This window comes from Mesorhizobium sp. M1027 (genome assembly GCF_040318745.1).
GTDB lineage: Bacteria > Pseudomonadota > Alphaproteobacteria > Rhizobiales > Rhizobiaceae > Mesorhizobium.
In genome coordinates, this window is sequence record NZ_JAMYMW010000009.1 from 26521 (window position 1) to 52149 (window position 25629).

The 25629-nt window shown below is 62.2% G+C and carries 26 protein-coding genes and 3 pseudogenes; 11 read left to right on the top strand and 18 right to left on the bottom strand.

Annotation, left to right across the window (positions count from 1 at the left end):
* Window positions 1-169: 169 nt before the first annotated feature.
* Window positions 170-373, top strand: a pseudogene (locus NKH50_RS18210) (adenylate/guanylate cyclase domain-containing protein); the annotation flags it as partial.
* Between the two features lie 46 nt (window positions 374-419).
* A pseudogene (locus NKH50_RS18215) lies at window positions 420-691 on the top strand (hypothetical protein); the annotation flags it as partial.
* A gap of 39 nt (window positions 692-730) precedes the next feature.
* Here NKH50_RS18215 and NKH50_RS18220 read toward each other — a convergent pair.
* The 3 genes from NKH50_RS18220 to NKH50_RS18230 form a co-directional block, all read right to left on the bottom strand.
* The gene (locus tag NKH50_RS18220; protein ID WP_352880266.1) at window positions 731-1525 is read right to left on the bottom strand and encodes an SDR family NAD(P)-dependent oxidoreductase; all 795 of its coding nucleotides are present in this window, start codon (window positions 1523-1525) and stop codon (window positions 731-733) included.
* A 43-nt stretch (window positions 1526-1568) separates the two neighbouring features.
* On the bottom strand, window positions 1569-2066 hold the full coding sequence (locus NKH50_RS18225; protein ID WP_352646080.1) for an SRPBCC domain-containing protein: 498 nt from the start codon (window positions 2064-2066) through the stop codon (window positions 1569-1571).
* A 111-nt stretch (window positions 2067-2177) separates the two neighbouring features.
* A complete protein-coding gene (locus tag NKH50_RS18230) occupies window positions 2178-2927 on the bottom strand; it encodes an SDR family oxidoreductase (RefSeq protein ID WP_352880268.1) in 750 nt (249 codons plus the stop codon).
* A gap of 299 nt (window positions 2928-3226) precedes the next feature.
* Between NKH50_RS18230 and NKH50_RS18235 the strand changes: the two are divergent.
* The 3 genes and pseudogenes from NKH50_RS18235 to NKH50_RS18245 form a co-directional block, all read left to right on the top strand.
* Window positions 3227-3433, top strand: a pseudogene (locus NKH50_RS18235) (LysR family transcriptional regulator); the annotation flags it as partial.
* A gap of 169 nt (window positions 3434-3602) precedes the next feature.
* Entirely contained in the window at window positions 3603-4202 is a 600-nt protein-coding gene (locus tag NKH50_RS18240) for an NADPH-dependent F420 reductase (RefSeq protein WP_352880270.1), read from the top strand.
* Between the two features lie 3 nt (window positions 4203-4205).
* Window positions 4206-4709 carry an SRPBCC domain-containing protein gene (locus NKH50_RS18245; protein WP_352880272.1) on the top strand — a complete coding sequence of 168 codons (504 nt, stop codon included), beginning with the start codon at window positions 4206-4208 and terminating at the stop codon, window positions 4707-4709.
* A 150-nt stretch (window positions 4710-4859) separates the two neighbouring features.
* Here NKH50_RS18245 and NKH50_RS18250 read toward each other — a convergent pair whose 3' ends face one another.
* The 3 genes from NKH50_RS18250 to NKH50_RS18260 all read right to left on the bottom strand — a co-directional run bounded on the left by NKH50_RS18250 (window position 4860) and on the right by NKH50_RS18260 (window position 6968).
* Window positions 4860-5549, bottom strand: coding sequence for a DUF899 family protein (locus NKH50_RS18250; protein WP_352880274.1), 690 nt, complete (start codon window positions 5547-5549; stop codon window positions 4860-4862).
* Between the two features lie 10 nt (window positions 5550-5559).
* On the bottom strand, window positions 5560-5832 hold the full coding sequence (locus NKH50_RS18255) for a hypothetical protein (RefSeq protein WP_352880276.1): 273 nt from the start codon (window positions 5830-5832) through the stop codon (window positions 5560-5562).
* 218 nt (window positions 5833-6050) lie between these two features.
* Entirely contained in the window at window positions 6051-6968 is a 918-nt protein-coding gene (locus tag NKH50_RS18260; protein ID WP_352880278.1) for an NADP-dependent oxidoreductase, read from the bottom strand.
* A gap of 252 nt (window positions 6969-7220) precedes the next feature.
* Here NKH50_RS18260 and NKH50_RS18265 point away from each other — a divergent pair, with 252 nt between their 5' ends.
* Both NKH50_RS18265 and NKH50_RS18270 read left to right on the top strand, forming a co-directional pair.
* Entirely contained in the window at window positions 7221-7454 is a 234-nt protein-coding gene (locus tag NKH50_RS18265) for a hypothetical protein (RefSeq protein WP_352507602.1), read from the top strand.
* Between the two features lie 363 nt (window positions 7455-7817).
* Window positions 7818-8105, top strand: a complete 288-nt coding sequence (locus NKH50_RS18270) for a hypothetical protein (RefSeq protein ID WP_254818635.1) — start codon at window positions 7818-7820, stop codon at window positions 8103-8105.
* Between the two features lie 178 nt (window positions 8106-8283).
* Here the strand turns inward: NKH50_RS18270 and NKH50_RS18275 are convergent, their stop codons facing one another.
* The 10 genes from NKH50_RS18275 to NKH50_RS18320 form a co-directional block, all read right to left on the bottom strand.
* Entirely contained in the window at window positions 8284-9333 is a 1050-nt protein-coding gene (locus tag NKH50_RS18275; protein ID WP_352880280.1) for an L-idonate 5-dehydrogenase, read from the bottom strand.
* Window positions 9330-10736, bottom strand: coding sequence for a TRAP transporter large permease (locus tag NKH50_RS18280; protein WP_352880282.1), 1407 nt, complete (start codon window positions 10734-10736; stop codon window positions 9330-9332). The genes NKH50_RS18275 and NKH50_RS18280 overlap by 4 nt, the downstream gene beginning before the upstream one ends.
* 3 nt (window positions 10737-10739) lie before the next feature.
* On the bottom strand, window positions 10740-11312 hold the full coding sequence (locus tag NKH50_RS18285) for a TRAP transporter small permease (protein ID WP_254818543.1): 573 nt from the start codon (window positions 11310-11312) through the stop codon (window positions 10740-10742).
* 142 nt (window positions 11313-11454) lie between these two features.
* A complete protein-coding gene (locus NKH50_RS18290; RefSeq protein ID WP_502894239.1) occupies window positions 11455-12429 on the bottom strand; it encodes a sialic acid TRAP transporter substrate-binding protein SiaP in 975 nt (324 codons plus the stop codon).
* 51 nt (window positions 12430-12480) lie between these two features.
* Window positions 12481-13200, bottom strand: coding sequence for a FadR/GntR family transcriptional regulator (locus tag NKH50_RS18295; protein ID WP_352880284.1), 720 nt, complete (start codon window positions 13198-13200; stop codon window positions 12481-12483).
* A gap of 189 nt (window positions 13201-13389) precedes the next feature.
* The gene (locus tag NKH50_RS18300) at window positions 13390-14295 is read right to left on the bottom strand and encodes a DMT family transporter (RefSeq protein ID WP_352880286.1); all 906 of its coding nucleotides are present in this window, start codon (window positions 14293-14295) and stop codon (window positions 13390-13392) included.
* Window positions 14296-14382: 87 nt separating this feature from the next.
* On the bottom strand, window positions 14383-16983 hold the full coding sequence (locus NKH50_RS18305) for a TRAP transporter permease (RefSeq protein WP_352880288.1): 2601 nt from the start codon (window positions 16981-16983) through the stop codon (window positions 14383-14385).
* Between the two features lie 56 nt (window positions 16984-17039).
* Window positions 17040-17993, bottom strand: coding sequence for a TAXI family TRAP transporter solute-binding subunit (locus tag NKH50_RS18310; protein ID WP_352880528.1), 954 nt, complete (start codon window positions 17991-17993; stop codon window positions 17040-17042).
* Between the two features lie 93 nt (window positions 17994-18086).
* Window positions 18087-19418 carry an aspartate aminotransferase family protein gene (locus tag NKH50_RS18315; RefSeq protein ID WP_352880290.1) on the bottom strand — a complete coding sequence of 444 codons (1332 nt, stop codon included), beginning with the start codon at window positions 19416-19418 and terminating at the stop codon, window positions 18087-18089.
* Window positions 19415-20320 carry a MurR/RpiR family transcriptional regulator gene (locus tag NKH50_RS18320; RefSeq protein ID WP_352508688.1) on the bottom strand — a complete coding sequence of 302 codons (906 nt, stop codon included), beginning with the start codon at window positions 20318-20320 and terminating at the stop codon, window positions 19415-19417. The genes NKH50_RS18315 and NKH50_RS18320 overlap by 4 nt, the downstream gene beginning before the upstream one ends.
* Before the next feature lie 96 nt (window positions 20321-20416).
* Here NKH50_RS18320 and NKH50_RS18325 point away from each other — a divergent pair, with 96 nt between their 5' ends.
* Window positions 20417-21265 carry a beta-keto acid cleavage family enzyme gene (locus tag NKH50_RS18325; protein WP_352508687.1) on the top strand — a complete coding sequence of 283 codons (849 nt, stop codon included), beginning with the start codon at window positions 20417-20419 and terminating at the stop codon, window positions 21263-21265.
* Window positions 21266-21430: 165 nt separating this feature from the next.
* Window positions 21431-21823 (top strand): GFA family protein, encoded by a 393-nt coding sequence (locus tag NKH50_RS18330; RefSeq protein WP_352508686.1) that lies wholly within the window; start codon window positions 21431-21433, stop codon window positions 21821-21823.
* A gap of 31 nt (window positions 21824-21854) precedes the next feature.
* On the opposite strand, the gene NKH50_RS18335 is transcribed toward NKH50_RS18330, so the two are convergent.
* The gene (locus NKH50_RS18335; protein ID WP_352777431.1) at window positions 21855-23363 is read right to left on the bottom strand and encodes a winged helix-turn-helix domain-containing tetratricopeptide repeat protein; all 1509 of its coding nucleotides are present in this window, start codon (window positions 23361-23363) and stop codon (window positions 21855-21857) included.
* 155 nt (window positions 23364-23518) lie between these two features.
* Here NKH50_RS18335 and NKH50_RS18340 point away from each other — a divergent pair, with 155 nt between their 5' ends.
* The gene (locus NKH50_RS18340) at window positions 23519-23761 is read left to right on the top strand and encodes a DUF1127 domain-containing protein (protein WP_352476747.1); all 243 of its coding nucleotides are present in this window, start codon (window positions 23519-23521) and stop codon (window positions 23759-23761) included.
* Window positions 23762-24175: 414 nt separating this feature from the next.
* Here the strand turns inward: NKH50_RS18340 and NKH50_RS18345 are convergent, their stop codons facing one another.
* Window positions 24176-24538 (bottom strand): VOC family protein, encoded by a 363-nt coding sequence (locus NKH50_RS18345; RefSeq protein WP_352508685.1) that lies wholly within the window; start codon window positions 24536-24538, stop codon window positions 24176-24178.
* A gap of 272 nt (window positions 24539-24810) precedes the next feature.
* Here NKH50_RS18345 and NKH50_RS18350 point away from each other — a divergent pair, with 272 nt between their 5' ends.
* Complete coding sequence (locus NKH50_RS18350; protein ID WP_352701550.1) at window positions 24811-25581, top strand: helix-turn-helix domain-containing protein; 771 nt, start codon at window positions 24811-24813, stop codon at window positions 25579-25581.
* The last annotated feature ends 48 nt before the right edge of the window (window positions 25582-25629 follow it).

The window sequence follows — 25629 nt, forward strand, 5'->3', positions numbered from 1 at the left end:
TCTCAAGTTGGAAGGTCGCATGGCGCATTGACGATACTTTGCGACGAGCAAGGAGGGTCTCGATTTGGAGCCGGAAGCGGATTGGCAGCTTCGAGGCTTGGATTATCAGAAGCGGGCCTTCAGTAATCACGTGTCTTCCTGTTATTATGGACACGAGGAGATGCCCCCTGTGAGCGAGAACCGCAAGTTAGCCGCGATCCTGGCCGCCGACGTGGTCGGGTACAGCCGGCTAGCGAGCGCGGATGAAGACCGTACTTTGGCCAGGTTGCGGGCACTGCGCAGCGACCTGATCGACCCGACCATCGCTGTCCACAACGGACGCCTGATCAAGCGCACAGGCAATGGCGCACTGGTCGAGTTCCGCTGTGTGGTAGTGGTGCGCTAACAGCCGCTACGGATGAGGACGGACAAGCAGTGCGCTGGAAGGCGTCAGGCCTCTGTTCACCTGCCAAGCACAGCTCGCACATTCCACGGTGGTTTCAGGCTTTGTCGATAGCCTTGACGAGCCGCGCACGCCTTATATCTCGCCGAAGCACCCGTCGCAGGCACTGGGTGTGAAGGTGGCCAACCTGGCCCAGTTGACGGTGTCCACCGCAACACGCTCCGTAACCCGTCATCGGAGCGCCTGCAGGGTCGGATGCGCGAGATGGTGAAAGTGATCTCGGCCGCGACGGAACTCACTGGCGACGTCGACTCGCGCTAGGGAAGCTGGTTTATAATCCGTACACTTTTAGACGATTGACCGAAGTACACCGCCGTCGACGCGCAGACCGGCGCCACTCGTCGCTGACGCTTGCTCCGAACAAACGTAAACAACCATGTTGGCAACTTCTTCGGTCGTCGCAAATCGATTGATCAGTGTTGTCGGGCGCATCGTCGTCAAGAACACTTGCTCCGCTTCCTCTTGGCTGATGCCTTGCGAGTGCGCCAGCTCATTCATCATATTCGACAGGATTTCGGACCTCGTTGGGCCGGGGAGGACCGCGTTAACTGTAACACCCGTTCCGGCGACCGCTTCGGCAAGCCCCCTCGAAATAGCGAGTTGCGCCGTCTTGGTCATGCCATAGTCGATCATCTCTTTCGGGACGTTGAGTGCGGATTCGCTGCTGATGAATACGACCCGTCCCCAACCCCGCGCAGTCATCTTCGGCACATAGTGGCGTGCGGCGCGAACGCCACTCATGACGTTGAGCTGGAAGAGGCTTAGCCAGTCGTCATCGGCGAGATCGAAGAAGGTCTTCGGGCGCGCTGTGCCCACATTGTTGACGAGGATATCCGCATCGGGCGCCTGTGCGAACAGAGCTTCGGCCCCTTCGGCTGTCTCCAGATCAGCCGCAACGCCCGTCAGATCAGCCTGTGGGAAAAGCTCGCGAATCTCGCGAATCGCTGTGGCGACGCGTTCCTCGCCGCGGCCGTTGATCACAACCGAAGCGCCCGCGCGCGCCAGTCCTTCGGCGATGGCGCAACCGATGCCCGCCGTGGAACCCGTTACGACGGCCTTGCGGCCCTTAAGATCGATATTCATGAGTCTATTCCTTCAATTTCGGACTGCGACAGCGACGGCTGTTTTACTTGATGTGTGAGGCAGTGCGTTCGGTTGCGACCTTGGCGAGATCCTCAAGGAGCTTCTCGTGCGTGCGCCAAAAAACATCGGGGGCTTTCTTGCCCAATTCGATCCAGAACGGGCCCTGCATCGTCTCCTCGGTCCAGAGGTGGCATCCATTCGCCGTGGGTGTGATAATCCATGCGTGATAGGCCTTCGAAGTCACCGCCGCCTTGGGGTAGCCGCCCCACGCGATGCGCGTCATGGGCTCGAACTCCTGCACTGACGCGAAGACGTCCTGGCCGGCCAGGTTGGTTTCGAACCGTGTGCCAAGGCGAAGCGATTCGTGCCCATCAAGCAACTGCACGTGTTCGACGCCCGGGTAGAAGCCAGGCCAAGCGGCGGGATCTACGAGCAACGACCAGATCGTTTCAGCAGAGGCCGCGACCTCAAGTTCGTTGGTGAAATGGATCGGGGATCGGCTGGGCGTCAGGTCTGCCGGCCATTTGATTGCCTCGAACATGTTTGTTCTCCGTGTTGGGACAAAAAGCGAGAAAAGTGCCGTACCTGCCTGCGCGAAGTGGTCGGCCGATGCCGAAATTAGCGGCGGCCCCTCAGCGCCAGCGGCCCGGGTTCACACCTGCGCAAAGCCCCCGTCGACGGTCAGCTCGATGCCGGTCACGAACGAACTGTCGTTGGACGCGAGGTAGAGCGCGGCCGCAGCGATATCGTTGGCTTGACCGTTCCTGTCCAGCGGCGTGTCGAGGGCAGTGTGCGCGAAAAAGGCATCGCTCTGCTCCTGGGACAGACCGGCATTTATGCCGACAGGCGTTTCGGTGTTGCCGGGGGCGAGCGCGTTTACGCGGATATGACGGGCTTTCAGATCCGAGGTGAGGGTCCGCGCGAGGGAGCGGACCGCAGCCTTGGTGGCCGAGTAGACGCTGAAAGCCGGAGCGCCCTTCGAGCCCGACACGGACGACGTGAGAATGATAGAGGCGCCGTCTCGGAGCACCGGCAACAGCGTTTGCACGGTGAAGAATGTGCCCTTCAAATTGGTCGTGACGGTTCGATCGAACGCTTCTTCGCTCACTTCGCCGACCGGCGCGAACGTAGCGACGCCGGCATTGGCAAACAGGACGTCGGCGAAGCCGTAGGTCTTGGCGGCGTGGTCGCGAAGAGCAGCGAGAGCTGCCATCTTCGTGATGTTGGCGAGGACCGGATCCAGGCCCCGCCCCAACGCCTGCGCGGCACGTCGAACCTTCTCGCCGTGCTGGTCCACCATCACGACTACTGCGCCCTCGGCCGCAAACCGCTTCGCGGTGGCAAGGCCGATGCCGCTTGCCGCACCTGTGACAACGGCTATCCGACCATCAAGTCTTCCCATGTCGGTTTCTCCTTTTCGTTCGTCCAGGGCCGACGATCATCTCGCCCCCTCGCAAGCAAATGGGATCGAACGCGCTCAGGCGGGATTGACGATTTCTCGACAGCGGCTGTGCGTTGGCGCACCGCCTGTTCCCAGGGGATGGTGTTCGCACTGGCTGCGAATGCCGCAGAATAGCCGATTGCCGAGGTATGGGAGCTGCAGCGAAACTAGAACTGTGGAGGTCGACGAAGAGGTTCGCACCATTCATGCTATTTAATACGTGTTTCAACACCGCACCTTGCGGTGCAAGGTTGCACCACATGATCGACTGGGACGACGTTCGCTACTTTCTTGTCATCTCGCGCGAAGGTTCGGTTCGGGCCGCCGCTGAGCGCCTCAAGGTAAACCACTCGACTGTGCTGCGACGCATTGCCCAACTGGAACAGCGCCTCGGCGCGTACCTGTTCGAGAAGCTACCCTCAGGCTATCGTCTCACGGATGCGGGTGAGGGAGTCCTCGAGTTCGCTGTCCCTGGCCACGGGTGTCGAGCTCCACTGGGACGCCGAAGCGCGACCAATCCGTGAATGGTGCGCCGATGCACAGCCGCTGTTGAGAAATCGTCAATCCCGGTTGAGGCTCCACGACCTTAGCTAAGCTCCAGAACGTACCGGCAATTCGCCGATCTGGAGATATGAAATGACTTACGCAATCATAGGCGCCGGGGCCGTCGGTCAGGCGCTCGCGAAAATGTTCGGCCGCAAGGGTATCGAAGTGGCCATAGCAAGCACACGTGCGCCCAAGGCGCTCGCGCCGCTCGCAACGGTCATCGGAACCACGGTCATCCCCAGTTCCCTGAACGAAGCGATCAAGGCCGATATTATCCTGCTGGCTCCGTTCTGGGCGCACGGGGAGGTTGCGAACACTGCCAAGGACTGGCGGGGCAAGATCATTATCGATGTGACGAACGCCTACGGCGTCTCACCAAGCGATTTGGGCAGCCTCCCGTCTTCGGCCGTGGTCGCCAAGGCGTTTGGCGCTGCCGCGCTTGTCAAGGCGTTCAACCACCTGCCTGCAGGCGTCCTTGCTCAGGAGCCCTCCATCGACGGCTGGCGGCGAGTGGTTTTTCTCTCCAGCGACAATGACAGCGCCCTTCCGGTGGTGTCCACGCTGGTCGAGCAACTCGGCTATGCACCGGTCAACCTTGGAAGGCTCGCAGAGGGTGGGCTGCTCATTCAGGCGCGAGGAAACACCTGGGCGCCTTTAATTTTCAAAGATCTCTTCAAGAAGCAGGCTTGAGCCATGTATGATCGTGTAATATGGCCTGACCATTTCGACCCGAAGATTTCGTCGATCTACGCACTCAATGACATTGACGTGAAAGCCCCGCCTGAAGTGGTGTGGGAGCTGCTGATCGACGCCGAGAACTGGTCGAGCTACTTTCCTCCTGAGGATCAGGTCAAGATCCTGACCGGTGAGCCTAAACTGGCGCTCGGAACCAGATTCAGTCGGGTGACGGTTGGATTTCCGATGAGCCTTGTCGTGACGGAGTGCGAGCCCGGCCACAGGCTCGCGTGGAAAACGGTGGTCGACGGCGACGAGACCGGCTCGACCGCCTATCACGGTTGGGTCATCACTCCCACGGACACGGGTTGCCATGTGCTGACGGAAGAGACGCAGCAGGGTTCTTGGTTCCTCGACGTGCTCGGACACAAGCACCCCGGTGGGCTCTACCGCTATCATCAGCAGTGGGTCGAAGACCTTGCTCGCGCTGCCGAGGCGGAAGCGGCGAGGACGGCGCGCTAATTCCGCATCTGCGTCTTCTTCGCTCGCGGCTGATTTTAGGGCGTCCGCCCTAGGAACATCCCCGCGATAAGAAGCGGTCACGTGCTTGCATGACACGCTCTCTATTGGCGAATGCCCGCTTCGCCAAGGCAGGCGCGCAAGTTGCGGATGTCACGGCTTTGGCACGAACTCGAGCAACGGCGCGTAGGGCGGCCCCACAAGTGGTGGATAGCGGCGGTAGGTGTTGTAGACCGCTCCGTCCTCCATCGCGAAGACGCTCCACCCTGCGCTCACCGACACGGCCGACTGGAGGTCCGGCGCACCGACGTCGTCGCGGTAGTCCTGCAGACATTGCGGGGCCTCGCGGAGCAGCTGCCCCATGTCGAACTCATCGCGGACGATTCCGAACATCTCCTCCCGGCGGAACGCGAAGCCGTAGTCGAACAGGAAGTCGTCGCCATAACCCGACACGTAGGGCATCGTCCACCCGCGCTGTGCCTTAGTCGCCACCAGCTTCTCCAGCGGCGCCCGCGACATCGCGATGAGCGTCACGTCGCGGTCGTTCACGTGCGTGACCATGCCGCCCAGCCCATCGCCAACCGAGGTGCAGCCCGGGCACGCCACCTTCCAGTCCTCCCCGAACATCAGGTGGTAGATGAGGAGCTGCGAGCGGCCATCGAACAGCTCCGGCAAGGACTTGGGCCCGTCGACAGTGGCGAAGGTGTAGTGCTTTTCGACCGGGACCCAGGGCAACTCCCGCCGCTGCTTGGTGACACGCTGTTCGTGCGCCGCCAGCTCCTGCTCGGCCGCCAATAGTTCCTTACGGGCGGCCTGCCACTCCTGCTCAGTCGCGACCTTCATCCGACCTCCCCTATATTCGACCCCGTCCTTGTTGAAACCGTGCGGGAGCAGAAACCTCATCGGCACCTCGAAAATCGACGGCCTCCGCCACCCGTCCGTCCTCGAGGCGCAGGACAGACAGGGCGAGCCAACGGTAGCCCGGCTCGCCCGGCGGGCACAAGAGCAGCACCGTCTGGTTGGTCCCGAAGCGGTCGTGCCTGGATGTGGTGCTCATGACCGTCGCGCCAACGGCGCCGGGCACCATCGCCATGCCGTACAGCATTAGCGCCGAGAATCCGAACATGCCGAACAGCCACCATCACCAGGAACCAATCGTGCAGGAGAGATTGCCGATGTCGCGCCAATCGTCCGCGATGAACGGGAACAGCGCCAATACACCGATCGCGACACGGAGAATCTAAGCGACGAAGACTGGCATGGCCGAGGCAATTATCTTGCTGATGGTATCTTGCTGATGGGAGTAGACGAGGAGAGAGGAACCGGCCCTCTCTCCCCGAGTTCTTACGGACGAACGCTGATGACTGTCTTTCCCGTGCGTCGCTCGGTTGAGTTGAAGGTGGCGACGGCATCATCCATGCTCGAGACCTTGCCGATGTTCGTCCGCAGTCGTCCATCCCGGATCCGCTGAACTATCTCCGAAAGCTGGGCTCGATCAGCCTCGACGACGAAGTCAACCGTCAGGCCATCTGCAGGTCGAATATCCGTTGGTCCGACGACTGTCACAAGCGTTCCTCCGGCCCGGACCAGCGTTGCGGACCGTTTCTGAATATCGCCGCCGATGACATCGAACACCAGATCGACACCGCCGACCTCTTCCAAGGTGTCATTCCCGAGATCGATGAATTCATTTGCACCGAAGTCGAGCGCCTTCTGGCGGTCGGCGGCGCGTCCGGTGCCAATGACATAAGCTCCGGCCTCCCTTGCAAGCTGCGCCACCATCGAACCGACGGCACCGGCCGCGCCATGCACCAGAACGCTCTGCCCCGCCCGAATGCGGCCATGCTGGAACAGTCCCTGCCACGCGGTCAGGCCGGAGATCGGCAGGCTCGCGCCCACCGTGAAGTCGACGTCGCCGGGGAGTGGCGCGAGATTGCGTGCCTCCATGGCGACATACTCGGCGAGCGTGCCGTCGCGATGCCAGTCGGCGAGGCCGAACACCCGCTGACCGATTGAAAGCCCCGTGGTGCCGTAGCCGAGGGCCGTGACCACACCGGCCAGCTCATGGCCGAGGATCGACGGCGTCCGGTCACGGAAGGCTCGATCGGCCCAGGTTGAAGGCCACTCCAGTTCGGTGTTGACGAATCCCGCCGCATGAACTTGTACGACGACATCGTTTATTGCCGCCTGTGGTTCGGGCCGCTGCCCCAGCTTCATTCCGGCCGTTCCTGCAGCCTGGTCCGTCACTACGATCGCTTTCATGGGAATTGTCTCCTCAGTGATTTGTTGGTTCGGGGTAAATTGCTGGCGTGGAAGGTCTTTTCGATCTCTCACGCAGTTAGACTAGGTCCCCATAAAGGTATGTCATCACGCCGAGCCGCAGCACGCCCTCGTTGCCGGTCGAGTAATACCGCTACTTCAGCGTCGCCGACAGGATTCCAATGACGGTCTCATCGGTATCGGCGAGCCGCGAATCCATGCTAAGCCGCCGCCCTGTACGAAAGGACGACATCTGTGAGCGAACTGACCGTGGCCGAGGCGACCGAAAGTATCTATGCCTCGCTCCGGGCGGGCAATGCCGACATCGACGCAGGTATCGCGACGCTCAAGGCAGCGCTCACACGAGAGGGGATAAAACAGGCGGTGTTCGATCCGACCAAGTTGGCGCAGAACAATCGCTCGGGCCGCAAGTTGATGCAGGCTTATTTTCGGCAGCGCGGCGTGAGCGTGAGGTTTTCGGACCAATAAAACCGAGCGCGGGCGATCTCAGGCGCGCCGTTGGGAGTGATGGCCAATCCGGCGATTTGCCAACTGTAGTCGGGACTGCGCCGCTTACCAGCCATGAGACCGTGCGCCGCTGCACGCTCACAGATGGACCCTCGCAATCCTGAAGCCGGAGGGACCAGCAAGAGCGCCGAGCAGCAGAGGCGCTCGGCCGAAGCGTCTCTCCAGCTGTCGTGCATCAAACTATTGCAAGACGTTCAAATTTGACCTTCCGCATTCATGCTCTGTCGAGCGTATCTCTTAGAGGCGCTTAAACCTTCTGCGCCGTAGGTTTTTGTCGGGCTGAATCGCCGTCAGCGACGATGACGACGAAATAGGAGAACGCAAATGGCTCGCAATCACGTTGAACGTCTTAGAGAATTCAGGGAAATTCTGGTCGCGACTCGACGCGAAGGAGTCCGTAACGTGCACCATACTCGCGACGCAATGCGGGCAAGTGGCTTTCAAATTGGCGACAGCGACGGCTCCAGCTATGGAGTCGAGCTGAAGGTCCTCCAAGAGGAAATCGAGGCAGTCGATCGCGCCATCGAAGACGAGAAGCGGTTGGCCTTGACACTCGAGAGCGCGGCCCAATCCCGCCGGCCGATTAAGCCGAGGGTCGTGAAAGGAACATAGAATCAGGTACGAATCGCTCCTGCTCGTTCGAACCTGTCCAGCATCTTCGCGCGCGCCGGCATGGCCCACACGCCACGTTTGGAAGGCGCGAGGCCGCTCCGTCGCACATCCGCTGTTTGTTCCTGCACGGTGAAGCGCCAATGGGCTCGTAAAAAACAGGGACGTTGCGAATCCTCAATCAGTCTGCGGTCAGCACGACCTTGACACTTTGAGCGCGGTCGGCGCCAAGTCGGAAGGCATCGGGGGCGGAGGAAAGCGTGCGCTCCGCCGTCACCAGCCTCAGGACGTCCACCCCCCGCGACACAATGAGGTCGACTGCGCGACCGAACTCGCTGCCGAAGCGGAAGGTGCCTTTGAGTTCGATCTCTTTGGCCATCACCGCATTGGCGGGCAGCGGGATCTGGCCACCGGGAAGATTGCCGACCTGGACCACCGTGCCGCCGCGCCGGACGCTGGCGATTGCCGCGGCAAGGCCTGCGGCAGTGCCTGAAATCTCGAACGCCACATCAAGCGAACCGCCGGCCGCGAGCGACTGGATCTCGGCGTCCCCGCTGGCAAGGTCGATCGTCCTGTCGGCGCCCAACCTGCGGGCGAAGGCGAGCGGCGCGGCGGCGATATCGACGACGGTCAGTTCAGCGCAGCCGGCAAGCCTGGCCGCGAGCATGGTCAAGAGGCCAATGGGACCGGCACCGAACAGGACGACGTTGCGGCCCCTGATGTCGCCGGCCCGCGCGACGGCGTGCAGGCTGACCGCCAGCGGTTCGGCAAGTGCGGCCGCCTGGTAGGCCACATCAGATGGAACCTTGAAACATTGCGCGGGCGTGACGTCGAACAGACTGGCGAAGCCGCCCTGCATATGCGGCGTCTTCGATGCCGAGCCCATGAAGTAGATGTTTTCGCAGAGATTGGCGCGGCCTTCCAGGCATCGCGCGCAATGCCCGCACCAGCGTGACGGATTGACCGCGACGTGGTCGCCGACGCCCAGGCCGGGTGCCGCGCCGTTGATCTCGACGATTTCGCCGGAGATTTCATGGCCGAGGACAAGCGGCGAGGTCACAACGAAGTCGCCGGTGCGGGCATGGCGGAAATAATGCAGGTCGGAGCCGCAGATGCCCCCGGCCCCGAAGCGCACACGCACCATGCCTGGTGCCAGCGGTTCGAGCGGATGCTCCACGACGCGCAGGTCCTGCGGGCCGAACAGCGTCGCGGCAATCACCTGGCCACTCACCGGATCAAGCCCATCTCGGTCGGCAGCCAAAGCGTGATGGCGGGTATGAAGGTGATCAGAAGCAGCGCCACGATAAGCGGCACCAGCCACGGCAGGATCGCCATGGTGGTGCGCTCGACCGAGAGCTTGGCGACGCGTGACAGCACGAACAGCACCATGCCGAGCGGCGGGTGCAAAAGCCCGATCATCAGATTGAGCGTCATAATCAGCCCGAAATGCACCGGGTTGATGCCGTAGACGGCGGCGACCGGCAGCAGGATCGGCACCAGAATCGTGATCGCGGCGATCGTATCGAGGAAGCAGCCGACCACCAGCATCAGGATGTTGACCAGGATCAGGAAGACCCACTTGTTTTCGGTGAGCGCGAAAATGAAGTTCGAAAACAGCTGTGCCGCCTGGCTGACGGTAAGCAGCCAGGCGAAGATCGATGCGGCGGTAACGATGAACAGTACGGAGGCGGTCGTCTCGATCGTGTCAAAGCTGGCCTTTGCAAGCAAACGCAGCGTCATCGTGCGGTAGCGCACCAGCCCGAGGAAAAGCGACCAGATCACAGCCGCCATTGCCGCCTCGGTCGGCGTGAACCAGCCCATCGTCATGCCGCCGATCAGGATGACCGGCGTCATCAGCGCCATGACCGCGGAGAAATCGAAATACCAGTCCGCGGCGATCAGCAGCAGCAGCGCGATGCCGACCGCGACGTTGATCGACAGGCCAAGCTGCACAAGCACGTAACAGCCAATCGGAAAGGCAGCCACCACCAGCACCTCGCCCGCCGCTTCGGCGAGCCGCCGAAGCTCGAAAGGCGTGTCGGAGCCCCAGCCGCGATTGTAGGCAAAGATGGCAACCGTAATCATCATCAGCACGGTCATGACCACGCCGGGCAGGATGCCGGCCATGAACAGCGCACCGATCGAGACATTGGCCATCATGCCGTAGATGACGAAGGGCAGCGAGGGCGGAAAGATCGGCCCGAGCGTGGCGGAAGCGGCGGTGACGCCAACCGCGGCGTCGATCGGATAGCCGTGGTCCTTCATCGCCTTGATCTCGATGGTGCCGATACCGGCGGCGTCGGCGAGCGCGGTACCCGACATGCCGGAAAAGATCACCGATCCGATGATGTTGACCTGCGCCAGGCCGCCTTTCATCCAGCCGACCAGGGCAAGGGCGAAGGAATAGATGCGCCCGGTGACGCCGGCGATGTTCATGAGGTTGCCGGCCAGGATAAAGAAGGGCACGGCGAGCAGCGGGAAGCTCTCGACCCCGGCGATCATGCGCTGGGCCGCGATGATGTCGGGCGCGACGCCGTAGATGACGAGGTAAAGGATCGACGCGGCCGCCATCGAAACGGCGACCGGCACGCCGATGAGCATCAGGACAAGAAAGCCCCCGACCAGAAGCAGCATCGCTCAGACCCCCGCCGTCTCGAACGCACCAGGACGCTCGAGCACCGAATAGCCGCGCCGGTAATTGCCGATAAAGACCTGGATCGAGCGCAGAAGCATCAGCACGAAGCCGGCCAGTACGGCGTAGAAGAACCAGCGCCGCGGCAGGTTGACGGTGACCATGCGCTCATGCGCCACGATCGTGACGTAGCGCCACATCAGCCAGGATCCGTAGGCGAAGAATGCGATGCGGATGATATCGACGGCAAGCGCCAGCCAGCGGCCGACACGCTCCGGCAGATAGTGGTAAAGCACGTCGACGTGGATATGGCGCGAAAGGCGCACGCACATGGCGGCGCCGAGAAAGACAACGACGACGAGCGCGTTGATGGCGATCTCCTCGGTCCACGCAAAGCTGTTGTTCAGCGCATAACGGGTGAAGAACTGCAGGAAGACACAGACGACCATGCCCCAGAACACGGCAAGCGTGACCCAGTCCTCGATGCCGTGGTCCGACAGGTCGACGCGCATCGGCACCTCCTCGAAGGCGTGCGCAATCTCTTCGACGGTGATCTCGGTGTGGTGTTCCTCGGCCATTGGCGCGCACTCCCGAAGCTGGTGGATCGTCAAGGATTGGAAGGCCGTCCGGCGCAATTTGAGGCCGGACGGATAGGCAGGTTAAAGCGGCGAATCCGATTGCCGCTCTATCCTCTTGATTGAGCATCCAGTTTCCGATGCTCTACTTGATAGCGCGGATCGCTTCCCAATCGGCCTTGTTGTACCCGAACTCCTCGAAGGTGACCTTCTCCAACACATTCTTCTCGAAGTCGGCACGGTCGACATCCGTTACGGTGATGCCGCGGTCCTTGAATACCTGCACCAGTTCCTTTTCGCGGGCGACGATCTTTGCAGTGGCGCGGGCGGCAGCCTCCTGCATCACCTCGGTAAAGATCTTCTTGTCCTCGTCGGACAGCGAGGCCCAGCGCGACGCCGATATGATGGTGTTGAGATGATCGACGATGTGGCCAGTTAGCACGATGTTCTTCTGCACCTCGTAGAATTTCTTCGCCTCGATGGTGGTCAGCGGGTTCTCCTGGGCCTCGACCGTGCCGTTCTGCAGAGCCAGATAGACCTCGGCGAAGGCAATCGGCGCCGTGTTGGCCCCGCAGGCACGCGGCATGGCCAGATAGGCCGGCACGTCGGGAACGCGCATCTTCAAGCCCTGCATGTCGGAGCACTTGGCGATCGGCCGGTTCGAGGTGGTCTGCCGCGTCCCGTAATAAGTGGTGGCGACGATGTGATTGCCGGTCTTGTCCTCATAGCCCTTGGTCAGGGCCTTGTAGACGTCGCTCTTGGTGTATTTCAGCAGATGGTCGGCATCGCGGAAAGTGTACGGGAAATAGGTGACGCCGATCGGTGGATATTCGCGCGCCGCGAAGCTCGATCCGGAAATGATGATATCGACGGTGCCGAGCATCAGGCCCTGGTTGATGTCGGCTTCCTTGCCAAGCTGCGAGGCCGGATAGACGTCGATGGCGTAGCGGCCCTGGGTGCGCTTCTTGATTTCGTCGGCAGCCCACACGGATTCGGTGTGGAAGGGCTCCGTCGTCTCGTAGACATGTGCCCATTTCAGGACCGTTTCCGCCGAGGCCGACGCCATGGGTATGGCAATTGCGGCGATCGCACCGAGCAGAACTGCGTATTTTCTCAGCATCTAATTCCTCCCTGGTTGAACTTGACGGCCGGATCTCCCCCAGGCCAACTGCTATTCCGCAACCTCCTTGGCTGCGGCTCTCTCATCGAAATTGCGTGAGAATCTGATTTGCGACTGGCGCAGATGCTGCTGCATGGCGGCCTTGGCCCGCTCGGGGTCGCGCGCGGCAATTGCATCGCGCACGGCACGATGTTCCCTTGCCGCGACCTGCCAGGAATCGCTGGTCTCGAAATAGATCGACAGGCGTTCGAAGTACGGGTTCATGCGCTGGTCGAAAAGCTCGCCGATGAAGCGCACCAGCACCGCGTTCTCGAGAATGCCGGCGACAGCGGTATGGAATTCCCGGTCGAGCGCAATGGTCATCTTGTTGGGGTGACGCATGGCCTCCATCCGGCGCAGCACGTCGTCGAGCCGTTCGATATCTGCAGGCCGGACATGGAGGGCCGCTTCGGCGGCGATCGCGCCTTCGACGAATTCGCGCGCGCGCAACAGCTCGAACGGGCCTTCCTCGACTTCGGGTTCGGAGGAGGCGGCGCTCGGCGGATCGGTGACGTAGATACCCGAGCCGACGCGGATGCGTATGCGGCCTTCGACCTCCAACGCTATCAGTGCTTCACGGACCGTCGGGCGGGAAATTCCGAGCTGGTCGGCCAGATCCCGCTCGGTCGGCAGACGGTCGCCGACGGAAAACTCGCCGGCATCGATCAGCTGCCTGAGCTGATCGGCGACCTGTCGGTATAGCCGGCGAGGTTCAACAGCCTGGATCGGCATGCGCGTCTAATTCCCCTCCCCGGCCGCCCTGGTACATTGGTCTGACCCATTGACCACAGCCTAAACTGACGACCCAGAGAGTCAAGCTGGGTAAACAGACAGAAGAAGAAGAAGAAGAAGAAGAAGGCGCCCTGCCCCATCTATCCGCTGCACCTATGTGGCGGGGGCCGCGCAGCGGCATTGCATGCGTCAGCGTCGTCCTCCTCGAATGACCAGGACGTTTCCGGCGGCGACGAGGACGAGCCCGATGATCGCATACGCAGTCCAGGCATAGCCTTCCAGCGCCGTGGAGATCAAAAGCGCAAAGACGGGAAATATGACGGTCGCATAACCGGCGCGGGCGCCGCCAATGCGTCCGAGCAGCGTCAGGTAGGCGGCGAAAGCCACGACCGTCGATATGACGGCGAGGAAGACCAGCGAGCCGATATAAGAGGCGGTCGTCGCGAACACGAACGGCTCACCTAGCAGGAAGGCCAGGAACGCCGACCAGCAAGTGCCATAAAGCATGCCCCAGGCGCTCGTTGAAACGAGCGGCAGTCCGCGGCGCTGGTTTGCGACGGAGACGAGATTGCCGGCGCAGAAGCTCAGGGTGCCGCAGAGGCACAGAAGAAGGCCCACCAACGTGCCGCCGGAAAGCCCGTTGGCAGCGATTTCGGGGAAGAACATCAGCGCTATGCCGGCGAAGCCAATGACGCCGCCGGCGAGAATGCGCGGCGCCGGGCGCTCGCCGATGACCAAGGCACCGAGCAGCATGTTGATGACCGAGGCGAGCGAGAAGACGACCGAGAGCAAGCCGCTGACGAGATAGCCGGCGCCATAATAGAAAAACAGGAAGTTCGACGAGAAGATGAGGATGCCAAGCACAGCAAAGCGCAAATGATCGGTGATCGGAAAGCGGAGCCGCCGACCGGAAAAAGCCGCCCAGGCAAACATCAGCAGCGTGGCGATGGCGAAGCGCCAGACCAGATTGACCTCGTTCGACACGCCGCTGCCGACCTGAAGTTCGATCGCGAACCACGATGCGCTCCACGCAATGACCGTCAGCGCGTAAAGCCCGTAGTCGACGGGTTCGAAGGGGCGGTCGCGCGTCGTCATGCGCATTTCCACGTTAGCCGGTTCCGCGGCGCCGTTTGGTTCTCTTGTTACTGACATGCTGGCGAGCCTCTTCTGCTCACAAGACGCTTATGGGCCGACTGTCCGCCTTCGCCGCTTCTGAACCCAGAAGACGAGACCGAGCAACAGCAGGGCTGGAATCGCGAACCAGTAACGCGACGGCCGCTCCGCGGGCACTAGCACCTGGTTGATTTCGTCGCCGGGCTGCAGGCCGAATTTGGCCGCCTGGCTGCGCAGTCGCACGACGCCGACCGTCACGCTGTCGCCGAGCGCGCTGACGTCCAGCCCCACAGCCTTCAGGCGTTCGGCCGATGAATTTGCGGGCCCGAGTTGTAGCCGAACCAGCTTCGATATCTCATCGCCGTTGAGGTTCAGTGTCGTCAGGCGCAGGCGAACCGCTCCGCCTTCGGCTGTCTCGTCGACGATACGGCTGAGTTCGGAGGCAGGCACTGCCCGATAAGGTTCGCTCACCTGATCGAGCAACAATCCCGGTCTGAACAAGATGAAACAGGCCAGAAGCAACGCAATCGTCTCGTACCAGCGGTTGCGCACGAGCATCCAATTCTGCGTCGCTGCTACAAACGAAACCATGGCCAGTGTCGATGTCACGACCATCGCAACGAAGTCGAACGGACCTTCGAGATCTATCATCAGCAGTCCGGTGTTGAAGATGAAGATGAACGGCAAGAGGCCGGTACGGATCTCGTACTTGAAGCCCTGAATCCCGGTCTTCACCGGATCGGCGCCTGAAATTGCCGCAGCAGCATAAGCCGCCAGCCCCACCGGCGGCGTCACGTCCGCCATCAGCCCGAAATAGAAAACGAACATGTGGACGGCGACCAGCGGCACGGCAAGATCGTTCTGCGCCGCCAAATCGACGATGACCGGCGCCATCAAGGTGGCGACGACGACATAGCTCGCGGTGGTCGGCATGCCCATGCCGAGAATGATGCAGATCACCGCGGTGAACAAAAGCATGACGATGAAGCTGCCGCCCGAGATGAATTCGACGAGCTCGGTCATCACCAGCCCGATGCCGGTGAGCAGAACCGTGCCGACGATGATGCCGGCCGTCGCAGTGGCAATGCCGACCGTCGTCATGTTGCGCGCAGCGGCGGACAGGCCACCGACCAGATCGTCGAAACCGTGAAGCCAATGCCGTGCCAGCGCTCGGTCCTTGCGGAAAAAGGCGGTGAGCGGCCGTTGCGTGACGATCAGCGCCATCAGGGCGACAACGCCCCAGAATGCCGAGAGGCCCGGCGACAGCTCCTCCACCATCAGGCACCAGATCAGCAGGATCACCGGCAGCAGAAAATGCAATCCGGTGCGCGCCGTCTCGCCGAAGTGCGGAATCCTGACGATCTCGCCCTCCAGATCCTCGAGCGGCAGGTCGGGATAGCGCGCCCGGTAGGCGACAAGGCCGATGTAAACGGCGATCAGCGCGGTAGTGATCATCCAGGTCGCGGCCGCGCCGAAAACGGTCTTCGTCCAGCCAATGCCGTAATAGACAAGCCCTGCGAGGACGATGAAGCCGCATATGCCCATCAGCCCGCGCAGCGCACCCTGAAATGCGGAGTGCGTGCGGCGTGACGGCAGGCCCTTCATCCCTGTCTTCATCGCCTCGATATCGACGATGTAGAACAACGATCCATAGGTCAGCAGCGCCGGATAGAAGGCGTGCTTGACTACCTCGGCATAGGAGATGCCGACGTATTCCGCGATCAGGAACGCGGCGGCGCCCATCACAGGAGGCATCAGCTGACCATTGACGCCGGCCGCGCATTCGATGGCGCCCGCCTTCACCGCAGAATATCCGACCCGCCGCATCAGCGGGATGGTGAAGGTTCCGGTGGTCACGACATTGGCGATCGAAGAGCCGGAAATCATGCCGGTCAGGCCGGAAGCCACGACACCGGCCTTGGCCGGACCGCCGCGGTATTTGCCGAGCAGCGAGAAGGCAAGCTGGATGAAAAAGCCGCCGGCGCCGGCGCGCTCCAGCAATGTTCCGAACAGAACGAACATGAAGACGACATTGGTGGACACACCGAGGGCGACACCGAACACCCCCTCGGACGTCAGCCACATCTGCGAGGCTGCGCGCGATAACGTCGCGCCCTTGTGGCCGAGCAGGCCAGGAAGGTGAGGCCCGGCGAAAATATAGATCAGCATGATCGCCGCGATGACAGTGATGGCAGGCCCGACGGCGCGACGGGCGGCCTCGAGCAGGATGAGGACGCCGGCGATCGATACGACCAGGTCAGCTGTAGTGGGAAGACCCGGCCGGTGGGCGATATCGCTATAAAAGACCAGCAGATAGAGGGCGGACGCCGCCCCGGCGATGCCTAGCACCCAGTCGGGTAGCGGCACCCGGCTGCGCGATGAGGTCTTGAAGGCCGGAAACGTCAGCATCGCCAGAAACAGGGCGAAGGCCAGATGGATGGAGCGGGCGATGCCGTCGCTGACAACGCCGAAATTGAGCATGAACGGAAGGGGCGAGGCATACCAGAGCTGGAACAGCGACCATGCAAGCGATACGCCGAGGATCAGCTTCGCGGTGCGGCCGGTCGGCTTGCGCCCACCGGTGTCGGCTTCCGCGACGATCTCGCTGAGCTTGTCGATGTCGATAACGGGTTGGTCAGGCGCTGCCGCCCGCTGGCTTTGATCTGTCATCGTTCCCCACAATTATTTGCGATGCGAGGCGCCCTTGGCGCCTCGCATTGAAGGCCTCAGAGCCAGCCCCTTTCCTTGTAGTAGCGCTCCGCGCCCGGATGTAGTGGCGCCGACAGACCGGTCTTGATCATCTCCTTGGGATCGAGATTGGCGAAAGCCGGATGCAGCTTCTTGAAATCGTCGAAATTTTCGAAGACCGACTTCACCAGTTCGTAGACCACCTCATCGGGCGTACTGGCATTCGTCACCACGGTGGCGCGGACGCCGAATGTCTTCACGTCGTCCGGGTTGTTGGCGTACATGCCACCCTTGATGGTGGCGACTGAATAGTACGGATGAGCTGCCAACAGCGCGTCCACTGCCGGACCGGTCAGCGGGATGAGCTTGGCGCCGCAGGCCGTGGTCGGATCCTGGATCGCGGCGGAAGGATGACCAACGCCGTAGAAGAAACCGTCGATCTTGTTGTCGCACAGCGCGCTGCCCTGCTCGTCCGCCTTCAGCTCCGCGGCAAGCGAGAAATCGCCGAGCGTCCAGCCCATCTGCTTCAGCAACTCCTCCATCGACGAGCGGGTGCCTGACCCGGGATTGCCGACGTTGAAGCGTTTGCCTTTGAAGTCCTCGAATTTGGTGACGCCGGCATCGGGCCGCGCCAGCACGGTAAACGGCTCGGGATGGACGGAGAAGACGGCCCGCAGATCCTTGAACGGCTTGCCTTCGAAATTTCCGGTCCCCTCATAGGCCTGGTACTGGACGTCCGATTGGGTCAAGCCGAAATCGAGGTCGGCGGTCTGGATGGAGTTGACGTTGAAGACCGAACCGCCGGTCGACTCCGTCGAGCATCGGATGCCGGTTTTCTGCCGGTCCTTGTTCATCAGCCGGCAAATGGCGCCGCCGACGGCATAGTAGACGCCGGTGACCCCGCCGGTGCCGACCGTGACGAAGCGCTGCTCGGCTCCGACCGACGGCAGCGCCAGCAGCATGCAAGCCGCCGCGCCGATCAGGGTTTTCATCGAACTGTACATGGTTGCTACCTCTCTGGTGGGTGTCCCGGCCCATCGCCGATGACGCGTTGGAACTGATTGAGGCGGTCCGCGTCGTGCGGTTCAGGCCGCTGAAGCGATCGCAGCGTCGATCGCCTCACCGAGCCGTTCGACGATCCGATCGATATCCTGTCTGGAAATGATGAAAGGCGGCGCCACAAGCACATGAACGCCCCGCACACCGTCAATCGTCCCGGCCATCGGATAAATCATCAGGCCGCGGGCCATTGCTTCGCGCTTGATGCGAGCGTTGAGTTCAAATCTCTGGTCGAACGGTTCCTTGCTGGCGCGATCGACCACCAGCTCGATTCCCCTGAACAGACCTCGTCCGCGAATGTCGCCGACGTGATGGTGATTATCAAAGCGCTGGTGCAGGCGCTCGTCGAGCTGCGCGCCCATTGCACTGACGTTGTCAAGCAGGCGGTCGCGCCGGATGACCTCCTGCACGGCGAGGCCGGCCGCCGCCGCCATTGGATGCCCCATATAGGTATGTCCATGCTGGAAGAAGCCCGAGCCCTGGGCAAAGGCTTCGAAGATATGCCGGCCAAGCAGCACCGCGCCGATCGGCTGGTAGCCTCCGCCGAGCCCCTTGGCGATGGTCAGCAGGTCGGGAGCGATGCCGTCCTGCTCGCACGCATGCAGCGTGCCGGTACGGCCCATGCCGCACATCACTTCGTCGAGAATGAGCAGCACGCCGTAGCGGTCGCAGATCGCGCGAATGTGCTTGAAATAATCGGCGACCGAAGGCACGGCGCCGAGCGTGGCACCCACCACCGGCTCGGCGACAAAGGCGATGACCTCGTGGGGGCCGAGTTCAAGGATCTTGTCTTCGAGCTGCCGAGCGGCGCGCGCCGCATAGGCTTCGTCGCTTTCGCCATGCTTTTGATAGCGATAGGCGTAACAGGGGTCGATATGGTGGGTCTCGATCAGCAACGGCCTGAACTGGGCGCGCCGCCATTCGTTGCCGCCGGTGGCGAGAGCGCCGAGCGTATTGCCGTGATAGCTCTGCCGGCGGGCGATGAGATGGCGCCGTTGCGGCTCGCCTTTCTCGACAAAATATTGCCTGGCCATCTTGAGCGCGGCCTCGACCGCCTCCGAGCCGCCGCTGACCAGATAGACGTGGTCCAACCCTTTCGGCGCGTCCTCGACAAGCCGATCCGCCAAGCGCTCCGCCACCTCGGTGGTGAAGAAGCCGGTGTGTGCGTAGGCGATGCGGTCAAGCTGGGCGTGCAGCGCGGCGATCACGTCGGGATGACCGTGGCCGAGACAGGACACGGCGGCGCCGCCCGACGCGTCGATATAGGACTTGCCCTCGGCATCGAACAGTTCGATGCCTTGGCCGCGAGCGGCGACCGGCAGCGTCGAGTGGATGGTTCGATGAAGAATGTGTGTCATCGACGGTCCCTCATGGGCATTTTCTTCGGCGGACGCTGGTTCAGATGGGTCTTGAGGGCGGCGCCCTGCTCATCGAAACGTCGCAGCGACTCAACAGCGCCCTCGCCTGCCTGCCCTGCGACAAGAGCACCCAGGACCTCAGCAACGATGAAAGCTGGCGTCATGGTGTGGAAAAAGGACGGGCTGCCGGTCGGCACGACGACCAGGTGATCGGCAAGCAGCGCCAAGGGCGCTACCCCGCTGTCGGTGATCGCAATGACCGGTACGCCGCGGCCGGCAGCGTACTCGACAAGCTCGATGGTGAAGCGCGTGTAGGGCAGGACGCTGGCGGCGATCAGCACGTCGTCCCTGGTCGCATGGGCCAGAGCGTCGCCATCGGTTCCGCCGATGCCGTGCAGCAGCACCGATTTCTCGCCGATCAGCGACAGGATGTAATGCAGATGCCAGGCCACTGCGTGGCTCGAGCGCAGGCCGAGGCAATAGACGCGCCTTGCCGCACTCAGCGCCCTGGCCGTCTCGACCAGACGGTCGATCGACCTGCGCTCGGCGAGATGGGCAAGCTGGCTGGAAATCGAATCCAGAATATCGGCCGCCAGCGCGTGGTCGCCCTTGAGCTTTTGGCTGGCGACCTGAAGGCCCGCCTTGCCGGCGAAACCGATTTCGCCGTCCCGGATCGCGGCGGCGTAGATATCGCGTACCGCCTCGTAGCCATCAAGGCCGAGATGCTGGGCCAGCCGCGTCATCGTCGCCGGCTGCACTCCTGCGTGCCGGGCCTGCTCGCGCATGGACAACAGCGCGACATCATACGGCTTATCAAGGACATAGCGCGCAGCGGACCGAAGCTGCGCCGACATGCCGTCGAAGGCAGTGACGATCTGTCCAGCAAGCTCTTCCTGGTCCATGGATATTGCTAGCTCGCCAGACCAGCGATTGCAACGTCTGTTTCAGTGTGATCAAAGATTGATTCATATGAATCTTGTCGCTTACAGAACGTTCCCATGAAGCCGGCCCATGGTGTCGACCGCATCGCCATAGCCGTCGCCCCGAACGGGGGACGTCGCAGCAAGGCCGACCATCCGGCGATTCCGCTGACACCAGCCGAACTTGCGAGGACGGCCGCGGAATGCGCCGATGCCGGTGCGGCTATGATCCACGTTCATGTCCGCGACCGAAGCGGCAATCATCTGCTCGACGCCGACGCCTACCGCCAGGCGATCGCCGCCATCCGCGGTGCTGCCGGCGACCGCTTGGTAATCCAGATCACCTCCGAAGCACTCGGTATCTATTCGCCGGCCCAACAGATGGCCGTCGTACAAGATGTGAAGCCGCAAGCTGTCTCCCTGGCGCTTCGCGAAATCGTTCCTGATGCCGGATCGGAACTCGCCTTCGTGCGCTTCATGGCCTGGCTGCACACCGAGGGGGTTGCGCCACAGATCATCCTCTATTCGCCCGAGGAGGCCGTCAGGCTTTCGGACATGCAGCAGCGCGGACTGATCCCCTGGGCAAGCATACCGGTTCTCTACGTGCTGGGCCGCTACACGCCGGGACAGACGTCCGTTCCTGCCGATCTCTTGCCATTCCTCGCGGCGAACATGCCGCGCTTCGACCATTGGGGCGTCTGCGCCTTCGGCCGCAACGAAGCGGCGTGCGCGACCGCCGCCGCATTGCTTGGGGGCCATGTCCGGGTCGGCTTCGAAAACAACCTTTTCCTTCCGAACGGCAGCATAGCCTCGTCCAACGCCGAGGCGGTAGCGACGGTCGCACGCATACTCGCCGACTGCGGAGTCAGGCTCGCCTCGGCCGCCGAGTTGGCGGCTCAATGGAACGCGCCGTTTCGTTCCATATGACAAACCAAAGCCTGTTTTCGGCGGCAAGCTCGCATAAGGCATAGAGAGGCGGCTGCAATGTCATCGCCACGGAAGAACGACATGTCCCCGCCCGCGGCGGCGATTGCAACAACAGTGCCGGTCGTTGTAACCATTCCGGCCGCTTGATTTTGGAGGAGACGCAGCATGGACCGATTCACCGGCGGGTGCCTGTGCGGGAACGTCCGAATTGTCGCTTCGGGACGCCCATACCGGGTCGGCCTTTGTCACTGTCTCGACTGCCGCAAGCATCATGGAGCCCTTTTTCACGCTTCCGCGATATTTCCCGAAGATGCGGTGACGATCGACGGCGAAACACGCGACTATGCCGGGCGGTTTTTCTGTCCCCGCTGCGGCTCGACCGTTTTCGCCCGCACCGCCGACGAAGTCGAAGTGAACCTCGGATCCCTGGACGCGCCTGACCAACTGATGCCAACTTACGAAAGCTGGATCATCCGTCGCGAGTCCTGGTTGCCGCCGTTTCCGCTCACGAGACGATACGAGCGCGATCGTGACGCCACGGGTCGCTTTGAGGAATAGGTCGCACGAACCGTGCGACGGCGCCGGCGCGTCACTCCGGAAGGCCGGCCTTACGGAAGCCGTCAACGAAATGCTCAAGCGTCGCAGCGTCGCGGAATGGCTCCGTCGCCGCCCAGTGGCGGGTTGTGAAATGCGGGTTGCCGACGAGAAACAGTTCGACCTCTGCGCGCGCCTCGTCGAGCCGGCCGAGTTGGGCAAGGCTTGCCGCCAGGAAACGGCGAGAGCTTGTACGATAGGTCTCGTCCCTGCGCAGTGTCTTGATAGCGGATTCGTATTCGCCGGCTGCATATTGCGCTTGGCCGAGCGCGAGATAATACCAACTTGCCGGAAACGGATTCAGCCGGAACGCCTTGCGAATGTGCTCAAGACCCTCCTCGACCCGTCCGGCCAGGACCGCGATGTCGGACAATGCCGCCCAGGCATCGGCCTCGTTCGGGTCAAGCTCGATCGCCTTGGCGAATTCCGCATCCGCCTCGGCGAAGCTGCGCTCGTAGGCAAGCAGGTAAGCCAAAACCCAGCGGCAGCCGGCATCGTTGGGGTCGATCGCCACGGCTTTGCGCGCGAGTTCCAAAGCAGCGCTACGGGATGTTTCGGTTGGTCCGCCGGAATGCACCCATCCCATCCAGTGGTTCATGGCAAGCCAGCGATAGGCCTCGGCATATTCCGGATCGAGCGAAACCGCGCGGGTGAGCATCAGATGCGCTTCCTGCGCCGTCTGCGGCGAATCATCCATCAGCTTGCGCGCTCGCACGCAGAGATCGTAGGCCTCGAGATTTTGGGGCCGATTGCGCGGCGGCGGTGCACGCAGCCGGCCGAGTAACGCCTCGACGATCTTGCCGGTAACCTCGTCCTGAACGGCAAAAATATCTTCCAGGCTGCGATCGAAGCGTTCCGCCCATACATGATCGCCACTCACCGCGTCGACCAGTTGTGCGTTGATGCGCACGTGCCCTGCGGCGCGCCTTGCGCTACCCTCCAGCAGGTAGCGCACGCCAAGGTCCTCAGCGATCCCGCGCACGTCCATCGCCTTTCCTTTGTAGGCAAAGGCCGAGTTGCGTGCGATGACGAACAGGCCGGAGATCCTGGATAAGTCGGTGATCAGGTCTTCGGTCAACCCATCCGCGAAGGATTCCTGCTCGGGATCGTTGCTGACATTGACGAAGGGCAGCACGGCTATCGATGGTTTGTCGGGCAGCGGCAAAGGTTTTCGCTTCGCGACGCCGAGCTGTTCGACGGCTCCCGTGAAGCGGTAGCCGACGCGCGGAACCGTGGCGATCCATTCACCGCCGTCGGCGGCCGGGCCAAGCAGCTTCCGCAGCAGCGCGATCTGGACGGTTAGGTTGCCTTCCTCGACGGCTGTACCCGGCCACGCCGCGTCCATCAACTCAGCCTTTTCAAGGATTTCGCCGGACCGTCCGACGAGCGCCGCAAGCAGCTTTAGCCCGCGGTAGCTAACGGCAACGGGGACATCGTTCCGAATAAGCGTTCCCGCACCCGGATCAAGCACGAACGGACCAAAGGCAAAGCGCGATCCCTGCATACGGCGCATCTATAGCCCGTTTGCAAGTTTTGAGAACTATTTGGGAGAGCTTAATTACGGCGCGGTTCGTATCCTGCAGAATTCAGCCTCTTTCAGGTCGAGGGCCCCACACTCCCAAAATCGTATGGGCCCCCTCAAACCATATGGAGGTTGCCATGAACGATATTCCCACCTTTGCCTCGGCCCCGCTTGAGGCAACGCGGCCGGCGGAAGCATCGCCTCGGCGCTACAGCCTGGCGACGCTGCGAAGCATTATCGCGGCCTGGCGCGAGCCGACACGCTTTCGCTGGGATCTCAAGCGATTGGCGCAGACCAATCCCCATCTGATCGACGATATCGGTCTGACGAGGCGACAGGCCGAGGAAGAGATCGCCAAGCTGCCCTTCTGGCAGCGATAGGCGGATGCTGCAACAACACCGGATCACCAACGACCAGCGGCTGATTGCAGATGAAGACGAAGCCGCCGCCCCGAAATGATGATCACAGGCTAGTGGTCGCGGCGACAATCAACCCGCCCAAGACGGCAACATTGGTGAAGCCGGTACGAAGCGCTTCGCGTTCATCGCCGCTGTAGGCCAGAAGTTGAGCGCCATGAACGACGCCGTAATGGTGAATACGGCCAAGGCCGCGGCGGGAAAGGGTCCACCAAGGCCGTTGCGAGGCAAACGATCCGGCCGCGAGAAGAGGCTTGGGAGCAGGAAGCCCCGCCCGGCCAGGGACGCTGCAATCGCCCGGAATCTGAGGACATGCTCGGCGCCCTCCCAAATCAAGACGCCGCCGAGCAAAACCAACCCGAGGTGGGAGGAACGCGATCATTCATTGCTGCCATCTTCGGTGTAAACCGCTAGCTCGTAACCGTCCGGGTCCGCGAAATGAAAGCGCCGGCCATCGGGGAACCCATAAATCGGCCTGACGATCTTGCCTCCCGCTTCCTCGACACGCTTGACCGTTCCCGGCAGGTCATCGGCATAGAGAATGACGAGCGGGCCTCCTCCGGACCTCGCTGGGCCAGCAGCAAAGCCACCTGACAAGCGCCCGTCGTTGAACTCGCAATATTGCGGGCCGTAGTCGGTGAAGGTCCAGCCGAACGCCTTTCCGTAGAAGTCGCGTGACCGCTGAATGTCTTTCACGTTGAATTCGACGTAGTCGATCCGTTGGTCGTTTTTGTTGCTCATGACGCATACCTCTCATGTGATGTACGACGCCGAAAGATAAGCACGCATCTCGCTTGCCTTATTGAACAGAACGGCCATTGACGTATGAGCCGCACACGGCGCTGCCGATGGCGATGCACGTGGCATCGCCCTCCACCTGCCCTCTTCGTTCCGGCCGGAAGAAAACAACCGATTCTTGCAACCGTTCTCGATTGGAAGACGTTGTCTCGAGCGACGGCCGGGCGCAGCCGCTGCGCCGTAGGTTCACCGCCGCTAATCCGAAGGGGAGCGAGATGAGCGATCCCGTCCCAGCGCAGGCAACGGGTTCATTTCAGCAACGTCCAGCGTCGGCGCGGCTTCGCGGGAGCTTTGCTTCGGTGTGGGTGCATCGAATGGACCCGGCGGGCTCACCGCCAATCGTCATCATGCCCGACACGACGATCGATTTGCAATGGATCGGAGGCAGCTTCCGAATTGCCGGCCCTGACAAGGAACCGCAGACCGAGGTTCTAGCGGCGGACGAGGTCGTGATCGGCTTGCGCTTCCATCCTGCCGCGGCGGCGGCATGGCTCGGCGTGCCGCAAATCGAGCTGGTCGGCAAGAGGCTGTCGCTCGACGATTTGTGGGGGGCGCGAGCCCGCCGCCTCGCCAGCCGCGTGCGCCCCGGCGACAGTCTCGAGGATCTGGCCTGCTCTCTCCAACAGGTCGTCGCCGAGGAGGTGCCCGCGCCCGCGACCGACGTTCCCATGCAGGCGGCATATCGTTTGATCGAGCGCGGGCCGCCACCCGACGCGCCGCTCGTCCCTTGGTTGATGCGCGCGCTCGAGATGAGCGAAAGGACGTTGCGCCGGCGCTTCGACACGAGCTTCGGCTATGGCCCCAAGACGCTTGACCGTATCCTCCGCTACCAGCGCTTTCTGCGGCTTTCGAGCCGCTCCAGCAGCTCCACCGCCATGCTGGCGGCCGAAGCGGGCTATTCCGACCAGGCGCATCTTGTCCGCGAGAGCCGCCGCCTGACGGGAAACACCCCGCGACAGATTCATCATCTGCTGCACTGCCAGTGAATTCTCGGCGCGTTCTTCGACCAGAGGAGACTGCTATGAAACCGCACA

Excerpts from the sequence above, each read along its gene's own strand:
- NKH50_RS18350 (WP_352701550.1), top strand. The coding sequence starts at position 24,811 with ATGAGCGATCCCGTCCCAGCGCAGGCAACGGGTTCATTTCAGCAACGT.
- NKH50_RS18270 (WP_254818635.1), top strand. The coding sequence starts at position 7,818 with ATGGCTCGCAATCACGTTGAACGTCTTAGAGAATTCAGGGAAATTCTG.
- NKH50_RS18255 (WP_352880276.1), bottom strand. The coding sequence starts at position 5,832 with ATGTTCGGATTCTCGGCGCTAATGCTGTACGGCATGGCGATGGTGCCC.
- NKH50_RS18305 (WP_352880288.1), bottom strand. The coding sequence starts at position 16,983 with ATGACAGATCAAAGCCAGCGGGCGGCAGCGCCTGACCAACCCGTTATC.
- NKH50_RS18335 (WP_352777431.1), bottom strand. The coding sequence starts at position 23,363 with ATGCAGGGATCGCGCTTTGCCTTTGGTCCGTTCGTGCTTGATCCGGGT.
- NKH50_RS18260 (WP_352880278.1), bottom strand. The coding sequence starts at position 6,968 with ATGAAAGCGATCGTAGTGACGGACCAGGCTGCAGGAACGGCCGGAATG.
- NKH50_RS18340 (WP_352476747.1), top strand. The coding sequence starts at position 23,519 with ATGAACGATATTCCCACCTTTGCCTCGGCCCCGCTTGAGGCAACGCGG.
- NKH50_RS18330 (WP_352508686.1), top strand. The coding sequence starts at position 21,431 with ATGGACCGATTCACCGGCGGGTGCCTGTGCGGGAACGTCCGAATTGTC.
- NKH50_RS18220 (WP_352880266.1), bottom strand. The coding sequence starts at position 1,525 with ATGAATATCGATCTTAAGGGCCGCAAGGCCGTCGTAACGGGTTCCACG.
- NKH50_RS18280 (WP_352880282.1), bottom strand. The coding sequence starts at position 10,736 with ATGCTGCTTCTGGTCGGGGGCTTTCTTGTCCTGATGCTCATCGGCGTG.
- NKH50_RS18245 (WP_352880272.1), top strand. The coding sequence starts at position 4,206 with ATGTATGATCGTGTAATATGGCCTGACCATTTCGACCCGAAGATTTCG.
- NKH50_RS18285 (WP_254818543.1), bottom strand. The coding sequence starts at position 11,312 with ATGGCCGAGGAACACCACACCGAGATCACCGTCGAAGAGATTGCGCAC.
- NKH50_RS18240 (WP_352880270.1), top strand. The coding sequence starts at position 3,603 with ATGACTTACGCAATCATAGGCGCCGGGGCCGTCGGTCAGGCGCTCGCG.
- NKH50_RS18295 (WP_352880284.1), bottom strand. The coding sequence starts at position 13,200 with ATGCCGATCCAGGCTGTTGAACCTCGCCGGCTATACCGACAGGTCGCC.
- NKH50_RS18310 (WP_352880528.1), bottom strand. The coding sequence starts at position 17,993 with ATGAAAACCCTGATCGGCGCGGCGGCTTGCATGCTGCTGGCGCTGCCG.
- NKH50_RS18300 (WP_352880286.1), bottom strand. The coding sequence starts at position 14,295 with ATGACGACGCGCGACCGCCCCTTCGAACCCGTCGACTACGGGCTTTAC.
- NKH50_RS18250 (WP_352880274.1), bottom strand. The coding sequence starts at position 5,549 with ATGAAGGTCGCGACTGAGCAGGAGTGGCAGGCCGCCCGTAAGGAACTA.
- NKH50_RS18230 (WP_352880268.1), bottom strand. The coding sequence starts at position 2,927 with ATGGGAAGACTTGATGGTCGGATAGCCGTTGTCACAGGTGCGGCAAGC.
- NKH50_RS18290 (WP_502894239.1), bottom strand. The coding sequence starts at position 12,429 with ATGCTGAGAAAATACGCAGTTCTGCTCGGTGCGATCGCCGCAATTGCC.
- NKH50_RS18345 (WP_352508685.1), bottom strand. The coding sequence starts at position 24,538 with ATGAGCAACAAAAACGACCAACGGATCGACTACGTCGAATTCAACGTG.
- NKH50_RS18320 (WP_352508688.1), bottom strand. The coding sequence starts at position 20,320 with ATGGACCAGGAAGAGCTTGCTGGACAGATCGTCACTGCCTTCGACGGC.
- NKH50_RS18225 (WP_352646080.1), bottom strand. The coding sequence starts at position 2,066 with ATGTTCGAGGCAATCAAATGGCCGGCAGACCTGACGCCCAGCCGATCC.
- NKH50_RS18325 (WP_352508687.1), top strand. The coding sequence starts at position 20,417 with ATGAAGCCGGCCCATGGTGTCGACCGCATCGCCATAGCCGTCGCCCCG.
- NKH50_RS18315 (WP_352880290.1), bottom strand. The coding sequence starts at position 19,418 with ATGACACACATTCTTCATCGAACCATCCACTCGACGCTGCCGGTCGCC.